Raw genomic sequence first — 24,035 nt, 5'->3', positions numbered from 1 at the left:
GAGGTATGAATGATTTGGGGGAAATCCTAATTTTTTTCTCACTGTTTTAATCCCTTTATTTATGGTAAAATAAGACTATTAAGTTTAAAGAGGATTCCCTATGAAATTACAAAAACCAAAAGGAACGCAGGATATTTTACCTGCTGAATCTGCCAAATGGCAGTACGTTGAGGGCTTTGCCCGTGAGATTTTCAAGCGCTATAATTATGCAGAAGTGCGCACGCCTATTTTTGAGCACTACGAAGTCATCAGTCGCTCTGTCGGAGATACAACGGATATCGTAACCAAGGAAATGTACGACTTCTATGACAAGGGTGACCGCCATATTACTCTCCGTCCAGAAGGAACTGCGCCCGTTGTCCGTTCCTATGTGGAAAATAGACTTTTCGCCCCAGAAGTGCAAAAGCCAAGTAAGTTCTACTACATGGGACCTATGTTCCGTTACGAGCGTCCACAGGCAGGGCGTTTGCGCCAATTCCACCAGATTGGTGTTGAGTGTTTTGGTTCTAGCAATCCAGCTACCGATGTGGAAACCATCGCGATGGCGGCCCATTTCTTGAAAGAAATCGGTATCCAAGGTGTCAAATTACATCTTAACACTCTTGGAAATCCTGAGAGCCGTGCAGCCTACCGTCAAGCCTTGATTGACTATTTGACACCGCTCAAGGAGATCTTGTCTAAGGATAGCCAGCGTCGTTTGGAGGAAAATCCTCTTCGTGTCTTGGACTCTAAGGAAAAAGAAGACAAGGTAGCAGTAGAGAATGCGCCTTCTATCTTGGATTTCCTTGATGAAGAAAGTCAAGCTCATTTTGATGCTGTACGTCAGATGTTGGAAAATCTTGGAGTAGACTACATCATTGATACCAATATGGTGCGTGGTCTGGACTACTACAACCACACCATTTTCGAGTTCATCACAGAGATTGAGGGCAATGACCTGACAGTCTGTGCGGGTGGTCGTTACGATGGTTTGGTTTCTTACTTTGGAGGCCCGGAAACTGCTGGATTTGGATTTGGACTTGGTGTAGAGCGCCTGCTTCTCATCCTTGAAAAGCAAGGTGTGACTCTCCCTATCGAAAACGCCCTAGATGTCTATATCGCAGTTTTGGGTGAAGGAGCAAATGTCAAGGCCTTGGAATTGGTACAGGCTCTTCGCCAACAAGGTTTCAAAGCAGAGCGTGATTACCTCAACCGTAAGCTCAAAGCTCAATTCAAGTCAGCCGATGTCTTTGTGGCTAAAACCCTCATCACCCTAGGAGAGAGTGAAGTCGAAAGCGGACAAGTGACGGTCAAGAATAACCAAACCCGAGAAGAAGTCCAAGTGTCACTTGAGACAATCAGCCAAAACTTCTCAGAAATCTTTGAAAAACTAGGATTTTAATAACAGAAAAACTGGTCAGAAACCTACTCCTGACCTTTTTCTTTTGCAAAATGACAAAAATCATAAACTTTTTGACAAATATGCTTGTCAAAAAGAAAAAGATGTGTTACAATATAATCAAGTTAAGAGAAAAGGAGCAGGGAACGATTATGTGGGCATTAGGATTTGTACCTCTTGTGATTATGTTTTATCTCTATCATACCCAAAGGGTCAAGAAATTAGAGAATAAAATCAAAAGAATTGAGCAAAAACAGAAAGGAAATAAAGAAATGTCAAGATTATTAAAAGAATTGATTGGGAAAACACCGACAATCGTTGGACAAGTTTTTGGAACAGATAACTGGGAAGTTGTGGATGTTGATGAGGAATGGGTCAAGCTACGTCGTGTTAATAAAAAAGGAAAAGAAAAATTCAAACTACAACGCATTGAGGATATCCAAACTGTTGAATTTGACGGAAAGTAGGTGTGTGACATGCAACTAAAAAATCGTCTAAAAGAGCTTCGAGCTCGCGATGGTCTCAATCAAACCGACCTAGCCAAGCTGGCAGGGGTTTCCAGACAGACCATTAGCCTACTAGAACGGGATGAGTACACCCCGTCCATTATCATTGCCCTGAAAATATCTCAAATTTTCAACGAAACAGTCGAATCGGTATTTCGCTTGGAGGAGGACGAGTGATGAACAAGTATAAAGTGATTTATTATGTAGTTGCCATAGCTCTATTAGTCAGCCTATGTCTACTAATTGGAACAAATCTAGGATGGTTTGATCTCTATTACAGCGACCAATTTATCTGGGCCTACTTTGCTCTTATCCCAGTCGTTGACTGGATTGAAAAGAAATCCAAAAATCTAGCAAGTAAATAAGGAGAATGAATATGGAAAAGAAAAAGAAACGTGGATTGTTATTATTTTTGATGTCTATTGTCTTGGGAGCTTTCTTTGGCATTTTTGTAGGGATGTTTAAGGCACTTGCTGAATCTCACGGAATTATGTTAGATGTAAAAATCTTGATACCATGGATATCAGCTATTTGTTTAGTATTAGGTTTCATTAGCATTCTTTTGACATTCAATTTCCTAAAGAAAAGCAGAAAGTTTCATTCCTTGTATCAAGAGGAAATGGATGATGATCTGAATGAAACCTATTATGTGCAAATGTATCGGAATCTCGAGTTTGGAACCACTGCTTTTAATATTGCAAGTGTAGCGATTTTATTGGCTCTTTTCATCTCAGGTAGTGAAGTGATTGTACCAAATAGAAGCAATCTAACCTTATCTCTTTCTTTTTTGGGATTAGTGCTGATTCTCAGTGTTCAAAAATATCTTTTTAAGACCATTGCGATTGTTCGTCAGTTTGATTTGGCATTTTTCTCAACACCAAAGGATGTCTTAGAGTATGTAAATTCTTATGATGAAGGGGAGCGTCAGGCTAATTTGGAACAGAGTTTTCGGATTTTATTCCAATTAAATCAGTATGTCTTACCAGTCTTATATGTTTTTCTTTTTATCATTTCTTTCTTGACAGGAGAGATTCAGTTACTAGCCTTCTTGCTTGTAGGAGCTATCCATATTTATATCAATGTGATGCAGTTACCTATGGTAAAACGCTATTTCAAATAAAGGAGTTTCTATGATTCGTGTTGAAAATGTAAGTAAAAGTTTTGGGAGCAAAAAAGCTCTTCATCAGATTTCTTTTGAGATTAAGGAGGGTGAAATCTTTGGTTTTCTGGGACCTTCTGGCTCAGGTAAAACAACCATGATCAATGTCTTAACAGGACAGTTGGCTGCAGATCAAGGTAAAACAGTTTTGCTAGGCAAGAATTCTCAAGATTTAACCTCAAATGATTTGGAACAAATTGGTATTGTGAGTGATGGCAGTAGTTTTTATGAAAAGATGAGTCTTTATAAAAATCTTCTCATCTATGCTAAGTTATATGGCCTCAAGGCAGATAGAGTAGTTCAGGTGCTTCAACAGGTTGGATTGGCAGATGCTAAAGATATTATCGCAGAAAAACTATCTACAGGAATGAAACAACGAATGTTCTTGGCTCGTGCCCTTCTTAATGCACCTAAGATTCTCTTCCTTGATGAGCCAACCAGTGGCTTAGACCCTACAACATCTAAGATGATTCATACCCTACTTCAAGAATTAAAGCATGCGGGGACAACTATCTTTCTGACCACGCATGATATGAATGAAGCAACTCTGCTTTGTGATCGCTTATCTCTTTTAAATAAGGGTAATTTAATAGAGTATGGAAGTCCGCAAGATATTATCCAGAAGTACCATGTGGATAAGAAAGTACGTGTAGCTTATAAAGATGGACGAGAACAGATAGTTCCATTTGAAGAATTGCCACATTTAGACACGACAGATTTGATGGTGGTTCACTCTTGTGAGCCAACTCTAGAAGAAATCTTTATCAGATTGACAGGAGAAAAGTTAGATGTTTAGAAAATTAAATGCCCTACTATGGTTAAGAGTGCAAGTTCTTATTAGCAATTCAACTTTGTTAGCGACTTTATTGATGCCTTTTGGTATTGCTGTTTTATATAATGAATTTTTAAATAAGAATGGACAATTGAGCCTATTTTTACTATCTGCTAGCTTGACGATGGTCTTGAGCATGGGAAGTGGTTATATGGTATCGATTATGATGGCAGAAGATAAGGAAAAACGAAATCTTAAATCACTCCTCCTAAGTGGTGTGACAGCAACAGAATATACTTTCAGTATGCTCGTTCTCCCTATTCTGATAATGTTACTTGCTATGATTGTGCTTCCCATCTATCTTAAAGTAGATCTATCAGGTTATTTATTTGCCTACGTTATCTATTTGCTCCTAGCAACTATTAGTATTATTTTTCTCAACCTTCTAATCGGTGCGGTGTCAGATACTCAATCTAAAGCGCAAGTTTATAGTATCTTCCCTATGTTAATTGTCTCTTTTTTACCTATGATTGCTTCTCAAAATGATACGGTTCAAAAAGTGTTGGATTACTCGTTCGTTGGTCCTATTGTAAATCTTTTAAATAAAAAAGGTGGAGAAATATCTTTTTCTAACATCGGTATGTTACTTGCCTGGGTACTTGTATTAGGAATAGCGAACCTCTTTGTATTGAAAAATAGCTATAAAGCAAGATAGGAGATCTATATGAAATTACTTAAAAACCTGGGCTGGTTTTTTCTAGCCATTCTATCCTTTTTATTCATCTATGGCTTCATTCAGGTACTCGCGACTACGTCGCTTGCCTTAGGCGCTTCACCCTATGCTGTGACCTTGCTCTATGTGGCCTTGGCTGGAGTTTATGTGTACGGTATTTACAAATGGTATCAGAAAGGTCCTGTTCGTATTGAGAAGAGTGGCTTCAACCGATTTATTTGGCTTCCTGCCTTGGTTTGGTTCTTATCTCTTGTTGTCCAGTTTTTCTTGCCAAATGATCCTTCAGTAAATCAGCAAATAGCGATAGACTTGACCTTGTCTCAACCACTTTTCTCATTCTTTGCGGTCGTTATTTTTGCTCCTTTGACGGAAGAACTTATCTTTAGAGGGATGTTAGCACGCTACCTCTTTCCTAAGCAGGACAATAGTAAACAAACTCTGATTTTTCTTCTGGTATCGAGTGTTTTGTTTGCCTTGATTCATTTCCCAGGTGATGTGCAACAATTTTTTGTCTATTTTAGCCTTGGTTTTAGTTTGGGCTTGGCTTATATTAGCAGAAAAGGTCTGGTCTACAGTATTTCTCTTCACGCTTTGAATAATTTAGTCGGCTTTTTGATGATTCTCATGCTATAATAGAGTCAGGAGGTCACATGAAACGAGTAATTTTATTAGCAGTGATTCAAGCAGTCGTTCTATTTTTCATCATTGGGGCGCTAGCTTATGCCTTCAAAGGCGATTTCTTCTATAACTATCTAGCAGTTGTCTTTGCCCCTATTGCAGGTGTCTTGCGTTTTGGGACAGCTTACATAACGGAAATTGTCTTGCCTCGAAAGGCAGCTGAAATTGCTGAAAAGCGTAAAGCAGGCAACAATTCAAAATAAAAGAGTCCGGTGAAGTTCATCGGATTTTTTGTATGGGCGTTAATTTTTAGGGACTTTACCTGATTTTTAAAGACTGGCAAACTTTTCTGCTGATTTTCATGAAGAGCCTGCGCTTTTATGGTAAAATAGTAACAGAATAAAAGAGGAGAGAAAACATGAAACGTAGTATGTATGCTGGTCGTGTTCGTGAGGAACACATCGGACAAGAAATAACCTTGAAAGGATGGGTTGGCCGTCGTCGTGACCTTGGTGGTTTGATCTTTATTGACCTTCGTGACCGTGAAGGAATCATGCAGTTGGTTATCAATCCTGAAAAAGTATCTGCCGAGGTTATGGCAACAGCTGAAAGCCTTCGTAGCGAATTTGTTATCGAGGTGACTGGACAGGTCGCTGCGCGTGAGCAAGCCAATGATAAGTTGCCAACTGGTGCGGTTGAGTTAAATGTAACAGCTCTGATAGTGCTCAATACAGCAAAAACAACACCATTTGAGATTAAGGATGGGATTGAGGCCAATGACGATACGCGTTTGCGTTACCGTTACCTTGACCTTCGTCGTCCAGAAATGTTGGAAAATCTTAAACTTCGTGCTAAGGTGACCCATTCTATCCGCAACTACTTGGATGAGTTGGAGTTTATCGACGTGGAGACACCATTCCTTTCTAAGTCAACGCCAGAAGGGGCGCGTGACTATTTAGTGCCGTCTCGTGTTAATAAAGGGCATTTTTACGCTCTTCCTCAAAGTCCACAAATCACTAAGCAATTGTTGATGAATGCTGGTTTTGACCGTTACTACCAAATCGTCAAATGTTTCCGTGATGAGGACTTGCGTGGAGATCGTCAACCTGAGTTTACCCAGGTCGACTTGGAAACATCTTTCCTTACGGAGCAAGAAATCCAAGATATTACAGAAGGTTTGATTGCGCGCGTGATGAAAGAGACTAAAGGCATCGAAGTCACTCTGCCTTTCCCACGTATGAAGTATGATGACGCTATGGCTCGTTACGGTTCTGACAAGCCTGATACTCGTTTTGACATGTTGCTTCAGGACTTGACAGAAGTAGTCAAAGGTGTAGACTTTAAAGTCTTTTCAGAAGCACCTGCTGTAAAAGCCATTGTGGTCAAAGGAGCTGCGGACAACTATTCACGTAAAGACATCGACAAGATGACAGAAGTAGCCAAACAGTATGGTGCCAAAGGTCTTGCTTGGGTTAAGGTTGTTGATGGAGAATTAAATGGACCAGTTGCTAAGTTCTTGACTAACATCCAAGCAGAATTGACAGCAGCACTTGCGCTTGAAGATAAGGACTTGGTTCTCTTTGTGGCAGATACGCTTGAAGTGGCTAATGCAACGCTTGGTGCCCTTCGTGGACGTATTGCCAAAGAGCTTGGTTTGATTGATAGCGATAAATTCAACTTCCTTTGGGTGGTTGACTGGCCAATGTTTGAATGGTCTGAAGAAGAAGGCCGCTACATGAGCGCCCACCATCCATTCACACTTCCACAGGAAGAAACAGCTCACGAATTAGAAGGTGATTTGGCTAAGGTTCGTGCCATTGCTTACGATATCGTCTTGAACGGTTATGAGCTTGGTGGTGGTAGCCTTCGTATCAACCAAAAAGACCTTCAAGAACGTATGTTCAAGGCTCTTGGTTTCTCAGCCGAAGAAGCAAATGACCAGTTTGGCTTCCTTCTTGAAGCCATGGACTATGGTTTCCCACCACACGGTGGTTTGGCTATCGGGCTTGACCGCTTTGTCATGCTCTTAGCTGGAGAAGAAAATATCCGTGAAGTTATTGCCTTCCCTAAGAACAATAAAGCAACTGACCCAATGACACAAGCTCCATCAACAGTCGCTCTCAAACAACTAGAGGAACTCAGCTTACAAGTAGAAGAAGATGAAACAAGCAAAACGAATTAAGCGGTGGCGCTATTATCTGCGCCGCTTTGCTTATCAGATAAAAATTTTACGTGTCTTACAAAGTATCTCTCGAGAAAAGTATGATGAGAAGATTTCGGCCTCTCTGGTCTATGGTTTTTTATCAGCAGTGGCGGTCAATTTCTTTTTCCAACCAGGGCATGTGTATTCGAGTGGTGCGACAGGTCTGGCACAGATTATCTCTGCTTTGAGTAATCACTGGTTTGGTTTTCATATTCCGATTTCGCTAACCTTCTACGCCATTAACTTCCCTTTGATGGTCTTAGCTTGGTATCAGATTGGCCATAAGTTCACCGTCTTTACCTTTATCACGGTATCTATGAGTTCCTTCTTTATCCAGTTTGTCCCTGTGCCAACCTTGACGGAGGATCCCATTATCAATGCCCTTTTTGGGGGTGTTGTCATGGGCTTGGGGATTGGTTTTGCTCTTCGAAACAATATCTCCAGTGGTGGAACGGATATCGTCAGTCTGACCATTCGTAAGAAAACGGGTAAGAACGTTGGTAGTATTTCTTTCTTGGTAAATGGGACTATCATGCTGATAGCTGGTTTGACCTTTGGTTGGAAATACGCTCTTTACTCTATGATTACCATCTTTGTCTCTAGCCGTGTGACAGACGCCGTCTTTACCAAGCAAAAACGTATGCAGGCTATGATTGTGACCAATCATCCAGACAAGGTAATTGAAAAAATCCATAAAAAATTGCACCGCGGAGCAACCATGATCCACGATGCAGAAGGAACCTATAATCACGAGAGAAAGGCAGTTCTAATCACTGTCATTACACGTGCAGAGTTTAATGAATTTAAACAGATTATGACACAAGTGGATCCAAGCGCCTTTGTCTCTGTCTCGGAAAATGTTCATATTCTAGGAAGGTTTGTTGAGATAGATAATTAGTGACCAAAAAAACCAGCGTGAGCTGGTTTTTATTTTTCTATAATTTTATGGGCAATCAACTGGCGGTAACAAATTTGTTTATTGCTTTTAGCATCGTTGATAATCTGAAGAATCGTTTCAAATGATGTTTGACCAAGTTCTAGGCTATTGATATCGACATAGGCTGCCAAGTTGAGCTTGGGATTAACCGAGTCAAAGCTGAGAACAGGGACATCCAGCTGGTGTTTGGCAATATAGTTACAAACACCTTCAGCTAGGAGGCTATCGGTTGTGATGATAGCATCAATTTGTGGATCGTGCTTGAATAATCGCTTGCTAAATTTATAGCCCTTTTCTTCCAGAAACTCGTCGGCAAAGTAGATGCGATTGTTGTCAGTGGTAAGTTTGTAATGCTTAAGCGCCTGTTCATAGCCTGTTAAACGGTCTTTGGTCACGAAGAGCTTTTTGCTTCCTCCGATAAAAGCAATACGATTGCAGCCTTTTTTGATGAAATATTCGGTTGCATCAAAACCAGCTTGAACATTGTCGTTGTCTACAAGTGGGATGAAAGGAGATAGAGATTTACCTAAGATAAGGAAGGGGAACTGTTCTTCTGCTACGAGTTTTACGAGAGGGTCTTCTTCTTGGGCATAGAGAAAGATTAGCCCATCTACACGCTTGCCGTAGACCATTTGTGAAATAGCGTTGAGGCGCTCCTTCTCATCTTTCCCTGTTGCTATCTGAATGGCATAGTGGTTTTCAGATGCGACTTGAGAGATGCCACGTAGAACCGATGGAAAGAAAGGATTCTGGTAGAAGGCGTCTGAGTCATCAGGAAGAACCAAACCAATCACCTGAGTGTAGCTGCTTACCAAGCTACGAGCGTTGAGGTTGGGGTGGTAGTTGAGCTCCTTCATAGCCTTGCGAACGCGTTTTTTTGTTTCGTCGCTAATGGTTGATTTATTTTGAATAACACGGGTTACGGTTGAAGGCGAAACACCAGCAGCCTTGGCCACGTCTTTAATCGTAACGGGCATAAAAATCTCCTATTTATGGTAATTTGGATCACGGAAATGTGTTTTATAAAAGATAGTGACCAGATACAGAACAAAAAGAATATTTTGTACAGTAATCAGGGTTGTCATATTTTGGCCAAATAATCCCAAAATAAGTGTAATCAGAGTCGGCAATCCTAAACAGTTCAAGATAAAGTGATAGCACTCTTTAAAGGTTCTAAATGAAAAGAGGCGTGATTTCTTAGTGATATAAAGGAGAAGACTAGCTCCTAGAGAGACGATAAAGAAATTCAAACCAAAGAGGAAGCTGGCACCGAGAACTAGGAAGAGACTGATATAGACACGATTTTGTTGGTACCAGTCTTTAGAAATTGCTTGGGTCAAGCTGTCTTTGCTTTTGAAACTCTCAGTCTGAATGGCTCGGTAAGAGATGCGGGTCAGTTCCTTGCTTTCCTTGCTGATGACCAGTTCTTTTGTATCGAAATGCAGTTGCAAGTCCTTCGGGAACTCCTTACCTGGGCTTGGACCAATCACAACAGAAGGCGCTTGACTAGCTGTTCCTGTATAAATTAATGTGCCATCGACAATTGTAGCATGTTCAGAGAGATCCTGGACAACCTTATCTGTCAATGGTTCATAGACATTATCGATAAAGGTTTCTAGCGGATAAGTCTCCTGGGAGCTGTTTTGAATGGCAATGGGTACCATCGACAAGCTGATAAGGAAGATACTGGTAAAGAGTAGTTGAAACCAGTTGAGCCCGAAACGTTTGGACAGGGGCTTACGAAATCCCCAAATACTTGAAAAATAGGAAAATGGATATGGAAGCATAGGTATCTTTCTAAAAGGTGTTTTCTATATGAGTATTATTATATAGAGAAATTCGCTTTATTTCAAGTCTAGGAGAAAAATTGCTTGTTGTAAGGACATTACTTACAGTAACAATCGTTAATACTTAATGAAAATCACAGAGCAAACTAGGAAGCTAACCACAGGTTGCTCAAAACACTGTTTTGAGGTTGCAGATGGAAGCTGACGTGGTTTGAAGAGGTTTTCGAAGAGTATAAAATGAAAAAGGGTGGCGGGGATAAATTATCCCTTGTCGCCACCACTTGTAAGTCCTGAAACAAAGTTCTTTTGTAGGAAGAAGAAGAGAATACAGATTGGAAGGGCGATGAGGATAGCACCTGCTGAGAAGTAGGCAATCTTCATGTTTTTCGCATTGTTAACGAAGGTTTGGAGACCTACGGCAACAGTAAAGTATTCTTTCTCACGAAGCAAGAAACTAGAGAGGATGTAGTCCCCGAAAGGTCCCATGAAGGCCCAGAGAGCTTGTACGGCAACCATTGGGCGAACAAGTGGAAGAACAATTTGCCAGAAGCGGCGGAAGTGTCCTGCACCGTCTAGTTTTGCAGATTCGTCTAAAGACATTGGCACTGTATCGAAGTAGCCTTTCATGAGCCAAGTATTCATCGGGATACCACCACCAACGTAGAGGAAGATGAGGAACCAGCTGTGGTTAAGGGCGTTCAACATAAGCGCCATAACGAAGAAGGCTGTCAAAGCGGCCATAGTTGGCACCATTTGGATGATCAAGAAGAAGACCAAACTTTGTTTACGAGCCAAGAAGTTGTAACGGCTGTAGGCATAACCAGCAAGTACGATGATACTTGTTTGAACAGCCATGGTAATCAAGGCAATGATCAAGGTGTTGAGGTACCAAGTACCGTACAAGGTTTCAGTGAAGAGGCCTTGGAAGTTAGCAAAACTAAAGTCGACGTTGCTGTCTAGTTTAAAGGCTACTACGTTACCAGTCTTGAAGGCTGACATAATGGTAATCAAAAGTGGATAGATAATGACAATTGATAGACCAATCAGGTAAAGGTATGTAAGGCTTTGAGTCAGTCTACGTTTGAGTTTAATTGAGTTATTCATCTTAGACGTCCTCCATATCAAATGCGTGTAGTTTCTTGAATGCGATCATAGAGATTGAGATGACAATGATAGAGATAATCAAGGTGACAGCTGCCGCCATTGAGTATTGAGGAGATGTACCTGTTGTCAAACGGTAAATCCATGAAATCAAGATATCGGTTGAACCAGCTCCACCACCGACACTACCAGGTCCTCCAGCGTTGAAGAGGTACATGATAGAGAAGTTGTTAAAGTTGAAGGTGTATTGGCTAATCAAAGTAGGTGCCGCAACAGCCAAGATCATTGGGAAAGTGATGTTGCGGAATTTTTGCCAAGCATTGGCACCGTCAATATAAGCTGCTTCGTAAAGGTCGTTAGGAATAGATTGCAAGATACCCAAGGTCAGAACGTAGATGTATGGGAATCCAAGCCAACCTTGCATCATAATCAAGGCAATCTTAGTCCAAGTTGGGTCTGTTTTCCAGGGAATAAGAGCGCCATCAAGGAAAGGAAGGAATTTAGCCAAGATTGGCAATACTTGGGTGTTGATAGCTCCGACACTATCGTTAAACATGTTTGAGAATGTCAAGATAGTGATGAAGGCTGGGACAGCCCAAGGAAGAAGGAAAATAACACCAAAGATACGTTTTCCTTTGATAAATGGTTGGTTAGCAATGATAGCTGTGAAGATACCAATCACAATCTGTAAAGTTGAGGCTGCCAAAGCCCAGATGATGGTCCAAGAAAGAACAGAACCAAAGGCAGAACGGAAGGTACTCAAACTCCAGATATTACTAAAGTTTGTCAAACCAACCCAGTCCAACAATTTGTTTGGTGGTAAGTGTTGGAAGTCATAGTTGGTAAAGGCGATCATCAAGGTTACGATAACTGGGAAGATAATCGCGAAGGTCATGGCAATATAAGATGGAATAATCAAGAGATAAGGGAAACCATTTTCATAAATCCCTTTGATCATGTCTTTGAGGGTACGTGGAACTGGAATTCCATTGTTAATGCGTTTTGCAATCGTATATGCATCTTTGATATTTGAGAAATAAAAGAGTACATAAACGACTACAAAGATTAAATGGAAGGCACCACGAATCAGCATAAAGAGGGAATTATCACGACCGGGCTTGTCACCAAGAGTGATGAGATTGCTCAATTCAGGTGCTGCAAGTGCTAGGAAATAAAGGACAAATACGATGGTTACACCAAGGAAGATAAAACCTTTGGCTTTTTGTTTATTGTAAATCTGTCCTAACCCAGGAATGATAGACAGCAGGGCTGCTTTACTAGGTTGTTGCTTTTCCATAATAACTCCTTTCATAGGATACTACTTTTTTATAAGAAAGCTAAATTATTTGTGTCTCTATTGATAAATTCAAAGGGGGATTTGAATTCCACCCCCCTTGAACAAATTTTTTATTCACCAAATTTTTGTTTGATTGTTTCTTTGATCAATGTTACAGCGTCGTTAGCAGCTGTTTTAGCATCTTTTTGACCACTTACAGTATCAAAGAGCATGTTAGCAGCTGGTTCCCAAACTGCAGACATTTGAGAGATGTTTGGAATTGGTTGAGCGTTCTTGAATTGTTTGATAACAGCTGTTGTCAACTCATCGTTTTTACCTTCAGCGTATGAACGAGCTTCAGTATTAGCTGGGATTTCGTTAGTTGCATCGTAGAAAGCTTTTTGTTGTTCAGTTGAAACAAGGAAGTCTACAAATTTCTGTGCGCCTTCAAGGTTCTTAGTACTTGAAGGAATGATCCAAGCTTTACCACCACCGAATGCAGCATATTCTTTTCCATTTGGAAGAGTTGGGATAGTCGCAACACCGTAGTTTACTTTAGCATCTTTGAGGGCTTGAGCTTTCCAAGGCCCATCAATGATAGCAGCTGTTTTACCTTCTTGGAATTGAGTTTGGATTAGGTTTCCAGCAGCTGTACCATCTTGCATACCTTTAGGCCATTTTTCGTACCAAGATTTAGCGTAGTTGATACCTGCGATAGAACCGTCGTTTGCAAGACCGATGTCTTTAGGGTCTTTACCGTTTTGTCCGAATACGTAAGCGCCGTTACCAGCAAGAAGTCCGTATGCATAGTAGAAGTTTGTCCAGTCAGCTAGGAAGGCAGAAGTTTTTCCATCTTCTCCAGCGAAGGCATATTTGCTATCTTTAGCAAGGTTTTCCAAGTCAGCAAATGTTTTGGGAGCGTCTTTTACCAAGTCTTTGTTGTAGTACATAACAAGTGACTCGATAACGGCAGGAGCGCCGTAAACTTTACCGTCAGCAGCGGTTACAAGAGATTTAGTTGTATCTTCTGTTTTAGCACCATCGCTCAATTTCACTTCTGAAAGTTGTCCGTCAGAACCAAGGCTACCCACACGGTCGTATGGAGCCATCATAACGTCAGCAGCTTGACCAGATTGGTTGTCAAGAGAAAGTTTGTCAAGCCCACCAAGTTGGTCACCAGATTTGATGTTAACTGTTGTGCCTGATTGCTCTTTATAAGCTTTAGCAACTGTTTCAGCATAAGCTTTGTATTGGTCCTCAACGTAAAGAGTGATTTCTTTCGCTTCAGATGAACCAGACTCAGCAGGCTTATCAGCAGTTTTGCTTCCGCAAGCTACCAAGAGCAAGCTAGCAAGTGTAGCAGTTCCAAGCACCGCAGCGCTCTTCATGAATTTAGATGACATAGTGTATTCCTCCTAAAGAATAACAAGTTTTATTGATAAGGAAACGCAAACGTTTTCCTTTATGAACTTAGTATAGCACAAATAGAAAACGGTTGCAAGTGTTTTTGACAAAAATTTTAAAAAATTTTTAAGCTTGATTTGATAGCATGATTTTGCTTTTTAATAGAAGAAAAGTGTGAAATAGATAAGAATACAGTATTTTTAATAAAAAATAGATGTAATCTATCTAAAGAGGGAAATCAGGAGGGGCTACCTCCCTGTTTCTAATTCCTATCTATTTTCTATGGATCTTTGTGCCCCCTTGCATCTAAATTCAAGTTTTCTAGGGGAGGATTTGCACTTTGTAGACTGTCCCGTGAGAGTCAAACTTTAGGATTAGATAGTTTTAATACTCTTCGAAAATCAAATTCAAACCGCGTCAACGTCGCCTTGCCGTACTCAAGTACAGCCTGCGGCTAGTTTCCTAGTTTGCTCTTTGATTTTCATTGAGTATAAGTTATCTTTGCTAAAATGGGTTAGTCTCCTTAAAAATAATCAAAAAAGTTTTTTAAAAACGCTTGCAATTATGCTTGAAAAGGAGTATACTTATAAGTAGCGCAAACGTTTGCGTCTGCAAAAATACGCAACGTTCCATTATTTTAACACACGAGGTGCTATTATGAAAAAACGTCAAAGTGGTGTGTTGATGCACATCTCTTCTCTTCCAGGAGCTTACGGAATCGGATCATTTGGTCAAAGTGCTTACGACTTCGTTGATTTCTTGGTTTGCACAAAACAACGTTACTGGCAAATCCTTCCATTAGGAACAACTAGTTACGGGGATTCTCCTTACCAATCTTTCTCAGCCTTCGCAGGAAACACTCATTTTATCGATTTAGATATCTTGGTGGAGCAAGGTTTGTTGGAAGCAAGTGACCTTGAAGGAGTTGACTTTGGTAGCGATGCGTCTGAAGTTGATTATGCGAAAATCTACTATGCACGTCGTCCTCTTTTAGAAAAAGCGGTAAAACGTTTCTTGGAAGTAGGAGATGTTAAAGATTTTGAGAAATTTGCTCAAGACAACCAATCATGGCTTGAGCTCTTTGCTGAGTATATGGCTATCAAAGAGCATTTTGACAATCTTGCTTGGACTGAATGGCCAGATGCAGATGTTCGTGCTCGTAAAGCTTCAGCACTTGAAAGCTACCGTGAGCAATTGGCAGACAAGTTGGTTTACCACCGTGTGACTCAATACTTCTTCTTCCAACAATGGTTGAAATTGAAAGCTTACGCTAACGACAACCACATCGAAATCGTTGGGGACATGCCAATCTACGTAGCGGAAGATTCAAGCGATATGTGGGCAAATCCGCATCTCTTCAAAACAGATGTCAACGGTAAGGCAACTTGCATCGCAGGATGTCCACCAGATGAGTTCTCTGCAACTGGTCAGCTTTGGGGTAACCCAATCTATGACTGGGAAGCAATGGACAAAGATGGTTACAAATGGTGGATTGAACGCTTGCGTGAAAGCTTCAAAATCTACGATATCGTTCGTATTGACCACTTCCGTGGTTTCGAATCTTACTGGGAAATCCCTGCTGGTTCCGATACAGCAGCACCTGGTGAGTGGGTGAAAGGTCCGGGCTACAAGCTTTTTGCAGCCGTTAAGGAAGAACTTGGTGAGCTAAACATCATCGCAGAAGACCTTGGCTTCATGACAGATGAAGTTATTGAGTTGCGTGAACGTACTGGCTTCCCAGGAATGAAGATTCTTCAATTTGCCTTCAACCCAGAAGACGAAAGTATCGATAGCCCACACTTGGCACCTGCTAACTCAGTTATGTACACAGGAACTCACGATAACAATACGGTTCTTGGTTGGTACCGTAACGAGATTGATGATGCGACTCGTGAGTACATGGCTCGTTACACGAACCGTAAAGAATACGAAACAGTGCCACATGCTATGCTTCGTACAGTCTTTTCATCAGTTAGCTTCATGGCAATTGCAACTATGCAAGATTTGCTAGAATTGGATGAGGCGGCTCGTATGAACTTCCCATCTACCCTTGGTGGAAACTGGTCTTGGCGTATGACTGAAGAGCAATTGACACCAGCTGTTGAGGAAGGTTTGCTTGACTTAACAACAATCTATCGCCGAATCAATGAAAATTTGGTAGAATTAAAGAAATAATACAATATCAGGAGACATCTTAAACATGTTATCACTACAAGAATTTGTACAAAATCGTTACAATAAAACCATTGCAGAATGTAGCAATGAAGAGCTTTACCTTGCCCTTCTTAACTACAGCAAGCTTGCAAGTAGCCAAAAACCAGTTAACACTGGTAAGAAAAAAGTTTACTACATCTCAGCTGAGTTCTTGATTGGTAAACTCTTGTCAAACAACTTGATTAACCTTGGTCTTTACGACGATGTCAAAAAAGAACTTGCAGCTGCAGGTAAAGACTTGATCGAAGTTGAAGAAGTTGAATTGGAACCATCTCTTGGTAATGGTGGTTTGGGACGTTTGGCTGCCTGCTTTATCGACTCAATTGCGACTCTTGGTTTGAATGGTGACGGTGTTGGTCTTAATTACCACTTTGGTCTTTTCCAACAAGTTCTTAAAAACAACCAACAAGAAACAATTCCAAATGCATGGTTGACAGAGCAAAACTGGTTGGTTCGCTCAAGCCGTAGCTACCAAGTGCCATTTGCAGACTTTACTTTGACATCAACTCTTTATGATATTGATGTTCCTGGTTACAAGACAGAAACGAAGAACCGCTTGCGTTTGTTTGACTTGGATTCAGTTGATTCTTCTATTATTAAAGACGGTATCAGCTTTGACAAGACAGATATCGCTCGTAACTTGACTCTCTTCCTTTACCCAGATGATAGTGACCGTCAAGGTGAATTGCTCCGTATCTTCCAACAATACTTCATGGTTTCAAACGGTGCGCAATTGATCATCGACGAAGCAATCGAAAAAGGAAGCAACTTGCATGACCTTGCTGACTACGCAGTTGTGCAAATCAACGATACTCACCCATCAATGGTGATTCCTGAATTGATCCGTCTTTTGACTGCACGTGGTATCGAGCTTGACGAAGCAATCTCAATCGTTCGTAGTATGACTGCTTATACTAACCACACAATCCTTGCAGAAGCGCTTGAAAAATGGCCTCTTGAATTCTTGCAAGAAGTGGTTCCTCACTTGGTACCAATCATCGAAGAATTGGACCGTCGTGTGAAAGCAGAATACAAAGATCCAGCTGTTCAAATCATCGATGAGAGCGGACGTGTTCACATGGCTCACATGGATATCCACTACGGATACAGTGTTAACGGAGTAGCAGCACTTCACACTGAAATCTTGAAAAATTCTGAGTTGAAAGCTTTCTACGACCTTTACCCAGAAAAGTTCAACAACAAAACAAACGGTATCACTTTCCGTCGTTGGCTTATGCATGCTAACCCAAGATTGTCTCACTACTTGGATGAGATTCTTGGAGATGGTTGGCACCATGAAGCAGATGAGCTTGAAAAACTCTTGTCTTATGAAGACAAAGCAGCTGTCAAAGAAAAATTGGAAAGCATCAAGGCTCACAACAAACGTAAATTGGCTCGTCACTTGAAAGAACACCAAGGTGTGGAAATCAATCCAAACTCTATCTTTGATATCCAAATCAAACGTCTTCACGAGTACAAACGACAACAAATGAACGCTTTGTACGTAATCCACAAATATCTTGACATCAAAGCTGGTAACATCCCTGCTCGCCCAATTACAATCTTCTTTGGTGGTAAAGCAGCTCCAGCCTACACAATCGCTCAAGACATTATCCACTTGATCCTTTGCATGTCAGAAGTGATTGCTAACGATCCAGCAGTAGCTCCACACTTGCAAGTAGTTATGGTTGAAAACTACAACGTTACTGCAGCAAGCTTCCTTATCCCAGCATGTGATATCTCAGAACAAATCTCACTTGCTTCTAAAGAAGCTTCAGGTACTGGTAACATGAAATTCATGTTGAACGGAGCTTTGACTCTTGGTACTATGGACGGAGCTAACGTGGAAATCGCTGAGTTGGTTGGCGACGAAAACATCTACATCTTTGGTGAAGATTCAGAAACTGTTATCGACCTTTACGCAAAAGCAGCTTACAAATCAAGCGAATTCTACGCTCGTAAAGCTATCAAACCATTGGTTGACTTCATCGTTAGCGATGCAGTTCTTGCAGCTGGAAACAAAGAGCGCTTGGAACGTCTTTACAATGAATTGATCAACAAAGACTGGTTCATGACTCTTCTTGACTTGGAAGACTATATCAAAGTCAAAGAGCAAATGCTTGCTGACTACGAAGACCGTGACGCATGGTTGGATAAAGTTATCGTTAACATTTCTAAAGCAGGATTCTTCTCATCTGACCGTACAATCGCTCAGTATAACGAAGATATCTGGCACTTGAACTAATACTCTTCGAAAATCTCTTCAAACCATGTCAGCTTTATCTGCAACCTCAAAGCTGTGCTTTGAGCAACCTGCGGCTAGCTTCCTAGTTTGCTCTTTGATTTTCATTGAGTATAAGATACAAGATTTATACTAATACATTTTGTAAAAAAGCGAGTTTCAATTGAAATTCGCTTTTTTAAATGTTGTGGATTTTAGTCAATCCTGTCTAAAAATAGAGAAATTATAGATACAGTGAAGGCTTTAAATGCTGGTTTTTACTGTCTTCAGCCTTATACCCCTTGTATTCGCTTACATAAAGTATTATAATATAATTGTAGGAAAGAAGGTGTTTTTATGTGGAAAAAATATTTTTCAAAATATAAATGGACGGATTTATTTTGGATTTTATTTGTTATTTTGACCTGCCTCTATATAGGTAACCATGATTTGTTTCCTCTCAATCATCAAGAAATCTCTCTTCGAGGTAGTTTCTGGGGGTCTGTACTTGCCTTATATCACTTGCTATTTATTGATAAGTTTGTTATCTCGAATCGAAAATAAATATGAGGTATATGCCTGACTGGCTACTTTTAATATTGATTTTGGAGGAAGATTTTGTCTCTATTATTTATTATTTTAAATTTATCTATTTTGTACAAGATTTATTCTTTGAGACGGGAAAAATCGAAATACTTGATTTATACGGCCTATATCATATTTGGGGTAAATGTACTATATGGTATTCAATGGTTATTAAAAGAACTGATTTCAACTATTTCCACTTAATATGTATGGAAACTCCAGTGATTTTTGCATAACAAAACGCATAAGATTAAGGTTTGAGTACCTGTTCTTATGCGTTTTTGTAATATTGAAGATTTTCGGTAAGTTTTATACCTTTGGGAAGTCTAGTTTAGAATGCTTTCCCAACCAGAATCTCAGCCTCAATAGTAATCTCTGTCAGTTGGCTCCAGTCAATCTTGCTCTGGTCAACGTGAAAGAGGAGAGGAGTCATACTGAGTAGGGCTTGGAGTTGTTCTACTGTGATAGTCTTAGTCAGAGAGGCAGTTTGGTTAGATAGGATGGTAAAGTGTTCTTGGAAATGATTTTTGATATTTTGGTTGGAATAGTCCTTGTTTGTCAGCTGGTCTTGTACCTTCTGACGGATTTCCTTGAGGTGATTTTCAGTTGGGATAACCTTGATCAAGATACCGTCTTTGGATAAAACGCGACGAAATTCTCCATAGTTGGCAGGTGAAAAGATATCTAGTAGGATATCCATGCTGGTGTCTTTTAAAGGAAGACGAGCCAAGTCACCAACGAACCAATTGACTGCCCAGTTGGGTTCACTTTTAGCAGCGATTTGGACTGAATCTTTGGAGATGTCAAAGGCATAGAAAGTTTTTTCAGAGTGACTTTCTTGTAGTTTGCGAGAATAGAATCCTTCACCACAACCGATATCCAAAATTGTTGTGGTTGTTTTTGAGCTTGCAAGCAAGTCAGATACAGCATCTAAGATAGCTTGGTAAAAGCCGACTTCTAGGATTTGTTGACGGTTTTGAAAATTTTCCTTGTCATAGTTAGCAGATTGCTTGATTTGAGGTGCTAGATTGACATAGCCAAATTTCGCCAAGTCAAAAGAATGACGGTTGCAGCATTTGAGACTGCTCTCTACCAGAGTCAGATTTTCTTGGCAGATAGGACAGGCAAAGGCAGCCGCAGAAGCAAAACGCTGGAGTTTAGGTTTGAGGTTTATATTCATAGTTTAAGTGTATCAAAAGAGGTAAATGAAAGCAACTTTAGGATGATTTGTAATAGAATTAAATAGTAGTATCATTACTTTTCAAAGTGCCAAAATTAAATTGCTTTTATATCTAAATTGCTATATAATAATGATAAGGAGGAAATAAGTATGTTAAAAGAAGTATTGACTGTCGCAAAAGTTGCGAAAAAATCATCACTCTTTTTAGGTGGTGTTGCATTTGGTACCCTTGGTTTGAAAATCTTGGCAAGTAAGGAAGCTAAAAAAGGTTATTCTAAAGCTTTGGCTAAGGCTTACAAGTTGAAAGACGAGCTAGATGCATCTGTTTCTGTTGTGAAACAACATGGAGACGATGTCTTGCAAGATGCCAAATATTTATACGAGCAAGAGAAAAAAGAAGAGCAATTAGATAGCCTTATAGGAGAATAATATGTCTTTTAAAGTGCTACATAGAGGATACCAACATATCCGACTATCATCTTCTTTTTCACTCACCTTGGATATTCAAGACTATCTTCGTTCCTTGGCGAGAGATGAAAAGGGGATTGAGTCTATCCAGTTTTACATGGATCAACAGCACTTTACTCTACGTATAAAAGAAGGCTTTTCTGTATTAGATAATGCAGAAGCCTTTTTAAAAAGAATTGACAAAGGGAAAGTTTCTGAGTTGATGACTCTTCCCATTCGTAGAGAAGAGAGTGCTTATTCTATTGTTTCAGGTGCAGCGATTAAGCGTGTGCTTTTTCGTAGTTTTGTGCCGTATCCTATTCGCTATATATGGACTTGTTATCAGGCTTTTGGTTATATTAGAGAAGCCTATCAAACACTAGCGCGTAAGGAACTAACGATGGAAGTCTTGGACTGTTCGGCGATTTTATTGTCCTTGTTTATGAACCAATCCAAGACAGCTAGTAATATCATGTTTATGCTTGATTTGGGGAATCATTTAGATCAGTGGTCCTTGAAAAAAACTGCAACAGATTTAGAACAGAGTCTTCTTGCAAAAGAGAGCGACGTATTCTTAGTACAGGGGGATACGGTTGTTAGTATCAAGAGTTCCGATGTTCAAATAGGAGATGTCTTGGTCCTATCTCAAGGAAATGAAATTCTGTTTGATGGACAAGTAGTTTCAGGTTTAGGTATGGTCAACGAAAGTTCCTTGACGGGAGAGAGTTTTCCAGTTGAAAAAAGAGAGTCTGATTTGGTTTGTGCAAATACAGTATTAGAAACTGGAGAGTTGCGCATTCGTGTAACCGATAATCAGATGAACAGCCGGATTTTACAACTGATTGAGTTGATGAAGAAATCTGAAGAAAACAAGAAAACGAAACAACGCTATTTCATCAAAATGGCGGACAAGGTCGTCAAATATAATTTCTTGGGGGCTGGGCTGACTTACCTATTAACAGGTTCTTTTTCTAAGGCTATTTCTTTCCTATTGGTCGATTTCTCCTGCGCTTTGAAAATCTCTACTCCTGTAGCTTATTTGACAGCTATCAAGGAGGGGTTGAACCGTGAAATGGTGATTAAGGATGGAGATGTTCTGGAGAAATATCTGGAAGTTGATACTTTCTTGTTTGATAAGACGGGAACAATCACAACTAGTTATCCTATAGTTGAAAAGGTGTTACCTTTTGGGGACTATAGTGAGGAAGATATTCTCAGAATCAGTGCCTGTCTTGAGGAACACATTTATCATCCTATTGCTAATGCCATCGTCAAGCAAGCCGAGATAGAGGGGATTGAACATGAGGAAATGCATGGGAAACTCCAATATATCGCAAGCAAGGGGATCAAATCTCATATCGATGGCCAACCAGTTCTTATTGGGAATTATGTCTTGATGCAGGATGAGCAGATTCATATCAGTTTGGAACAAAATGCTTTAATTGAAGAGTACAAGAGTCACTACAATCTCTTATTCTTGGCTTATCAGAATGAATTGATTGGAATGTTCTGCATTCATACTCCTTTGAGAAAAGAAGCAAAAGCAGCCTTGGAGAAACTTAAGGCACAAGGGAAAAAATTGATTCTGGCAACAGGGGACACCTTGGTTAGGACAGAGCAATTAGTCAAAGATTTGCCCTTTGATCAGGTTTATACAGATTTGAAACCTGATGGGAAATTTGAGTTAGTAGAGGAACTGCAGAAAGCAGGTCACACTATTTTGATGGTTGGGGATGGGTTGAATGACTCAGCTGCTCTAACCCTATCAGATATCGGTGTGGTGATGAATGAGAGTGCAGATATTTCTAAGCAGATGAGCGATATTTTATTGTTAGATAATCGCTTGGATTTCTTCCAAGAGTTGGATTCGCTATCATCATCTTTGCAAACACTCATCAAGAAGAATATTCAAGATACCGTTGTCGTAAATAGTAGTTTGATTGGCTTTGGCTTGTTTAATTGGCTCAGTCCTTCAAAGCTCTCTATCTTACATAATCTAACAACCTTACGCATTGTACTGCGTAGCCTGTCTATTAAGGGATAGGTGGGGACTATTAACAGCAAAAAGGAGTTACCTTTCTCGAGGGTAACTCCTTTTTTTATAGGTAAATGTTGAACAGTTTAGTAAGTCAATACAAAGTATTTTTTCTTTCCACGACGGATAACAGTCAGTTCGTTCTCTAACTTATCAGTGTCACTCAAGACATATTCAAGGTCTTGGATACGGTCGCCATTTAAGTAAATGGCTCCGTTTTGGACGTCTTCACGGGCTTGGCGTTTTGAGTTAACCACACCAGATGAGACGAGCAGTTCCACGATATTGTGATTTTCGTCTGCCTGTACTTGGTAGTTTGGCACACCACGAAGTCCTTGTTTAAGTTCTTTAACAGAAAGGTTTTTGATGTTTCCTGCAAAGAGCTGCTCAGTGATGTTGAGGGCTTCTTTGTAGGCTTCTTCGCCGTGAACAAGTGTAACGACTTCACGAGCCAAGACTTTTTGAGCCAAGCGTTCGTGTGGCGCTGCTTCAAATTGTTTACGAATGTCTTCAATCTCATCAAGTGACAAGAAAGTAAAGATCTTCAAGAAGCGAACAGCGTCAGCGTCCATAACATTCATCCAGAATTGGTACATTTCGTATGGAGAGGTCTTTTCAGGATTGAGCCAGACTGCGTTTCCTTCTGATTTACCAAACTTCTTACCAGTTGCATCTGTGATAAGCGGAACTGTGATAACGTGTCCAGTCTTGTCAGCTTTACGACGAAGCAATTCGGTACCAGCTGTCATATTTCCCCACTGGTCAGAACCACCGATTTGAAGAGTGACATTATGGTCTTGGTTAAGGACGAAGAAGTCGTACCCTTGCATGATTTGGTAAGCGAACTCAGTGTAAGAAATCCCTGTTTCAATCCGTTTTTTCACAGACTCCTTACTCATCATGTAGTTGACAGTGAAGTATTTTCCAATATCACGGAGGAAGTCAATGAAGCTGATGCTGCCAAACCAGTCGTAGTTGTTGACCATGACAGCTTTATTTTCACCATTTTCAAAGTCAAGAAAACGAGAAAGTTGTCCTTGGATAGACTTGACCCAGCCATCTACAGTGTCTTTTGTTTGGAGACTACGCTCAGCATCTTTGAAGGACGGATCTCCTATGAGACCTGTAGCACCGCCAACGAGCGCATAAGGTTTGTGACCTGCTAGTTGCAAGCGACGACTTGTCAAGATTGCGACAAGATGGCCTAGGTGAAGGCTGTCAGCAGTTGGATCGTAGCCAGTATAATAAGAAACTTGACCTTCTTCTAGGGCTTTACGCAAAGCTTCTTCATCAGTCGTTTGAAAAATCAAACCACGCTCTTTTAGCTCATCAAAAATGTGCATGTGTCTTTTCTCCTTTTTAAAATTATTGTTTCTAACTATTGTATCACAAACTTGGGCAATAGCCTAGCAGAATAGGGAAGAAAGTGGCTATTTTATTGAAAGTTTCCCTTTTATGGTATAATCCCGACTTTATCAC

At 40.3% G+C, this 24,035-nt stretch carries 23 protein-coding genes; 16 read left to right on the top strand and 7 right to left on the bottom strand.

Translation table 11 applies throughout. From position 1 onward, the window contains the following. Positions 1-100 precede the first annotated feature (100 nt). The 11 genes from hisS to B4W83_RS08240 all read left to right on the top strand — a co-directional run bounded on the left by hisS (position 101) and on the right by B4W83_RS08240 (position 8,267). Positions 101-1,381 (top strand): histidine--tRNA ligase, encoded by a 1,281-nt coding sequence (hisS, locus tag B4W83_RS08290; RefSeq protein WP_000775895.1) that lies wholly within the window; start codon positions 101-103, stop codon positions 1,379-1,381. Continuing rightward, a complete protein-coding gene (locus tag B4W83_RS08285) occupies positions 1,381-1,845 on the top strand; it encodes a hypothetical protein (protein ID WP_025170602.1) in 465 nt (154 codons plus the stop codon). The genes hisS and B4W83_RS08285 overlap by 1 nt, the downstream gene beginning before the upstream one ends. A 9-nt stretch (positions 1,846-1,854) precedes the next feature. Further along, positions 1,855-2,061 carry a helix-turn-helix transcriptional regulator gene (locus tag B4W83_RS08280; RefSeq protein WP_001176227.1) on the top strand — a complete coding sequence of 69 codons (207 nt, stop codon included), beginning with the start codon at positions 1,855-1,857 and terminating at the stop codon, positions 2,059-2,061. Continuing rightward, positions 2,061-2,249, top strand: a complete 189-nt coding sequence (locus tag B4W83_RS08275; RefSeq protein WP_001046123.1) for a hypothetical protein — start codon at positions 2,061-2,063, stop codon at positions 2,247-2,249. Before B4W83_RS08280 ends, B4W83_RS08275 begins: the two co-directional genes overlap by 1 nt. 11 nt (positions 2,250-2,260) lie before the next feature. Continuing rightward, the gene (locus B4W83_RS08270; protein ID WP_000412276.1) at positions 2,261-3,004 is read left to right on the top strand and encodes a DUF3169 family protein; all 744 of its coding nucleotides are present in this window, start codon (positions 2,261-2,263) and stop codon (positions 3,002-3,004) included. A 10-nt stretch (positions 3,005-3,014) separates the two neighbouring features. Next, positions 3,015-3,839, top strand: a complete 825-nt coding sequence (locus tag B4W83_RS08265; RefSeq protein ID WP_000621678.1) for an ABC transporter ATP-binding protein — start codon at positions 3,015-3,017, stop codon at positions 3,837-3,839. Further along, positions 3,832-4,530, top strand: a complete 699-nt coding sequence (locus B4W83_RS08260; protein ID WP_000488858.1) for an ABC transporter permease — start codon at positions 3,832-3,834, stop codon at positions 4,528-4,530. Before B4W83_RS08265 ends, B4W83_RS08260 begins: the two co-directional genes overlap by 8 nt. A gap of 9 nt (positions 4,531-4,539) precedes the next feature. Then, positions 4,540-5,181: a CPBP family intramembrane glutamic endopeptidase gene (locus B4W83_RS08255; RefSeq protein WP_000771198.1), complete on the top strand. Its 642-nt coding sequence runs from the start codon at positions 4,540-4,542 to the stop codon at positions 5,179-5,181. A 17-nt stretch (positions 5,182-5,198) separates the two neighbouring features. Continuing rightward, positions 5,199-5,429, top strand: coding sequence for a hypothetical protein (locus B4W83_RS08250; RefSeq protein ID WP_000832181.1), 231 nt, complete (start codon positions 5,199-5,201; stop codon positions 5,427-5,429). 155 nt (positions 5,430-5,584) lie between these two features. Then, positions 5,585-7,348 (top strand): aspartate--tRNA ligase, encoded by a 1,764-nt coding sequence (gene aspS, locus B4W83_RS08245; RefSeq protein WP_000830886.1) that lies wholly within the window; start codon positions 5,585-5,587, stop codon positions 7,346-7,348. After that, positions 7,326-8,267 carry a YitT family protein gene (locus B4W83_RS08240; RefSeq protein ID WP_000806292.1) on the top strand — a complete coding sequence of 314 codons (942 nt, stop codon included), beginning with the start codon at positions 7,326-7,328 and terminating at the stop codon, positions 8,265-8,267. Before aspS ends, B4W83_RS08240 begins: the two co-directional genes overlap by 23 nt. Before the next feature lie 29 nt (positions 8,268-8,296). On the opposite strand, the gene B4W83_RS08235 is transcribed toward B4W83_RS08240, so the two are convergent. The 5 genes from B4W83_RS08235 to B4W83_RS08215 all read right to left on the bottom strand — a co-directional run bounded on the left by B4W83_RS08235 (position 8,297) and on the right by B4W83_RS08215 (position 13,873). Continuing rightward, positions 8,297-9,283 (bottom strand): LacI family DNA-binding transcriptional regulator, encoded by a 987-nt coding sequence (locus B4W83_RS08235; protein ID WP_001145442.1) that lies wholly within the window; start codon positions 9,281-9,283, stop codon positions 8,297-8,299. A 9-nt stretch (positions 9,284-9,292) separates the two neighbouring features. After that, positions 9,293-10,093 (bottom strand): DUF1189 domain-containing protein, encoded by an 801-nt coding sequence (locus B4W83_RS08230; RefSeq protein WP_000938257.1) that lies wholly within the window; start codon positions 10,091-10,093, stop codon positions 9,293-9,295. Between the two features lie 261 nt (positions 10,094-10,354). Continuing rightward, complete coding sequence (locus B4W83_RS08225; RefSeq protein WP_001065638.1) at positions 10,355-11,197, bottom strand: sugar ABC transporter permease; 843 nt, start codon at positions 11,195-11,197, stop codon at positions 10,355-10,357. Position 11,198: 1 nt separating this feature from the next. After that, on the bottom strand, positions 11,199-12,491 hold the full coding sequence (locus B4W83_RS08220) for a sugar ABC transporter permease (RefSeq protein WP_000414963.1): 1,293 nt from the start codon (positions 12,489-12,491) through the stop codon (positions 11,199-11,201). Positions 12,492-12,601: 110 nt separating this feature from the next. Further along, positions 12,602-13,873, bottom strand: coding sequence for an extracellular solute-binding protein (locus tag B4W83_RS08215; protein WP_000095469.1), 1,272 nt, complete (start codon positions 13,871-13,873; stop codon positions 12,602-12,604). Positions 13,874-14,483: 610 nt separating this feature from the next. Between B4W83_RS08215 and malQ the strand changes: the two genes are divergently transcribed. From malQ to B4W83_RS13825, 3 genes are all read left to right on the top strand, one after another. After that, positions 14,484-16,049, top strand: a complete 1,566-nt coding sequence (gene malQ / locus B4W83_RS08210) for a 4-alpha-glucanotransferase (protein WP_281623700.1) — start codon at positions 14,484-14,486, stop codon at positions 16,047-16,049. A gap of 25 nt (positions 16,050-16,074) precedes the next feature. Beyond that, positions 16,075-18,333 (top strand): glycogen/starch/alpha-glucan family phosphorylase, encoded by a 2,259-nt coding sequence (gene glgP, locus B4W83_RS08205; RefSeq protein WP_000950148.1) that lies wholly within the window; start codon positions 16,075-16,077, stop codon positions 18,331-18,333. 333 nt (positions 18,334-18,666) lie between these two features. Then, on the top strand, positions 18,667-18,873 hold the full coding sequence (locus B4W83_RS13825) for a hypothetical protein (RefSeq protein WP_000265678.1): 207 nt from the start codon (positions 18,667-18,669) through the stop codon (positions 18,871-18,873). 352 nt (positions 18,874-19,225) lie between these two features. Here B4W83_RS13825 and B4W83_RS08195 read toward each other — a convergent pair whose 3' ends face one another. Beyond that, positions 19,226-20,074 carry a putative RNA methyltransferase gene (locus B4W83_RS08195; protein ID WP_001024686.1) on the bottom strand — a complete coding sequence of 283 codons (849 nt, stop codon included), beginning with the start codon at positions 20,072-20,074 and terminating at the stop codon, positions 19,226-19,228. Positions 20,075-20,224: 150 nt separating this feature from the next. Between B4W83_RS08195 and B4W83_RS08190 the strand changes: the two genes are divergently transcribed. Together B4W83_RS08190 and B4W83_RS08185 are read left to right on the top strand one after the other, a co-directional pair. Continuing rightward, positions 20,225-20,503 carry a DUF6110 family protein gene (locus tag B4W83_RS08190; protein ID WP_000910909.1) on the top strand — a complete coding sequence of 93 codons (279 nt, stop codon included), beginning with the start codon at positions 20,225-20,227 and terminating at the stop codon, positions 20,501-20,503. 1 nt (position 20,504) lies between these two features. Then, positions 20,505-22,565: a heavy metal translocating P-type ATPase gene (locus tag B4W83_RS08185; protein ID WP_000008772.1), complete on the top strand. Its 2,061-nt coding sequence runs from the start codon at positions 20,505-20,507 to the stop codon at positions 22,563-22,565. Positions 22,566-22,642: 77 nt separating this feature from the next. Here the strand turns inward: B4W83_RS08185 and tyrS are convergent, their stop codons facing one another. Continuing rightward, positions 22,643-23,899: a tyrosine--tRNA ligase gene (tyrS, locus tag B4W83_RS08180; protein ID WP_000546883.1), complete on the bottom strand. Its 1,257-nt coding sequence runs from the start codon at positions 23,897-23,899 to the stop codon at positions 22,643-22,645. Positions 23,900-24,035 lie beyond the last annotated feature (136 nt).

This window comes from Streptococcus pseudopneumoniae ATCC BAA-960 = CCUG 49455, assembly GCF_002087075.1.
GTDB classification, from domain to species: Bacteria; Bacillota; Bacilli; order Lactobacillales; family Streptococcaceae; genus Streptococcus; species Streptococcus pseudopneumoniae.
Note: the sequence above shows the minus strand (reverse complement) of the source record. Positions and strands in the feature narration are given on the sequence as shown.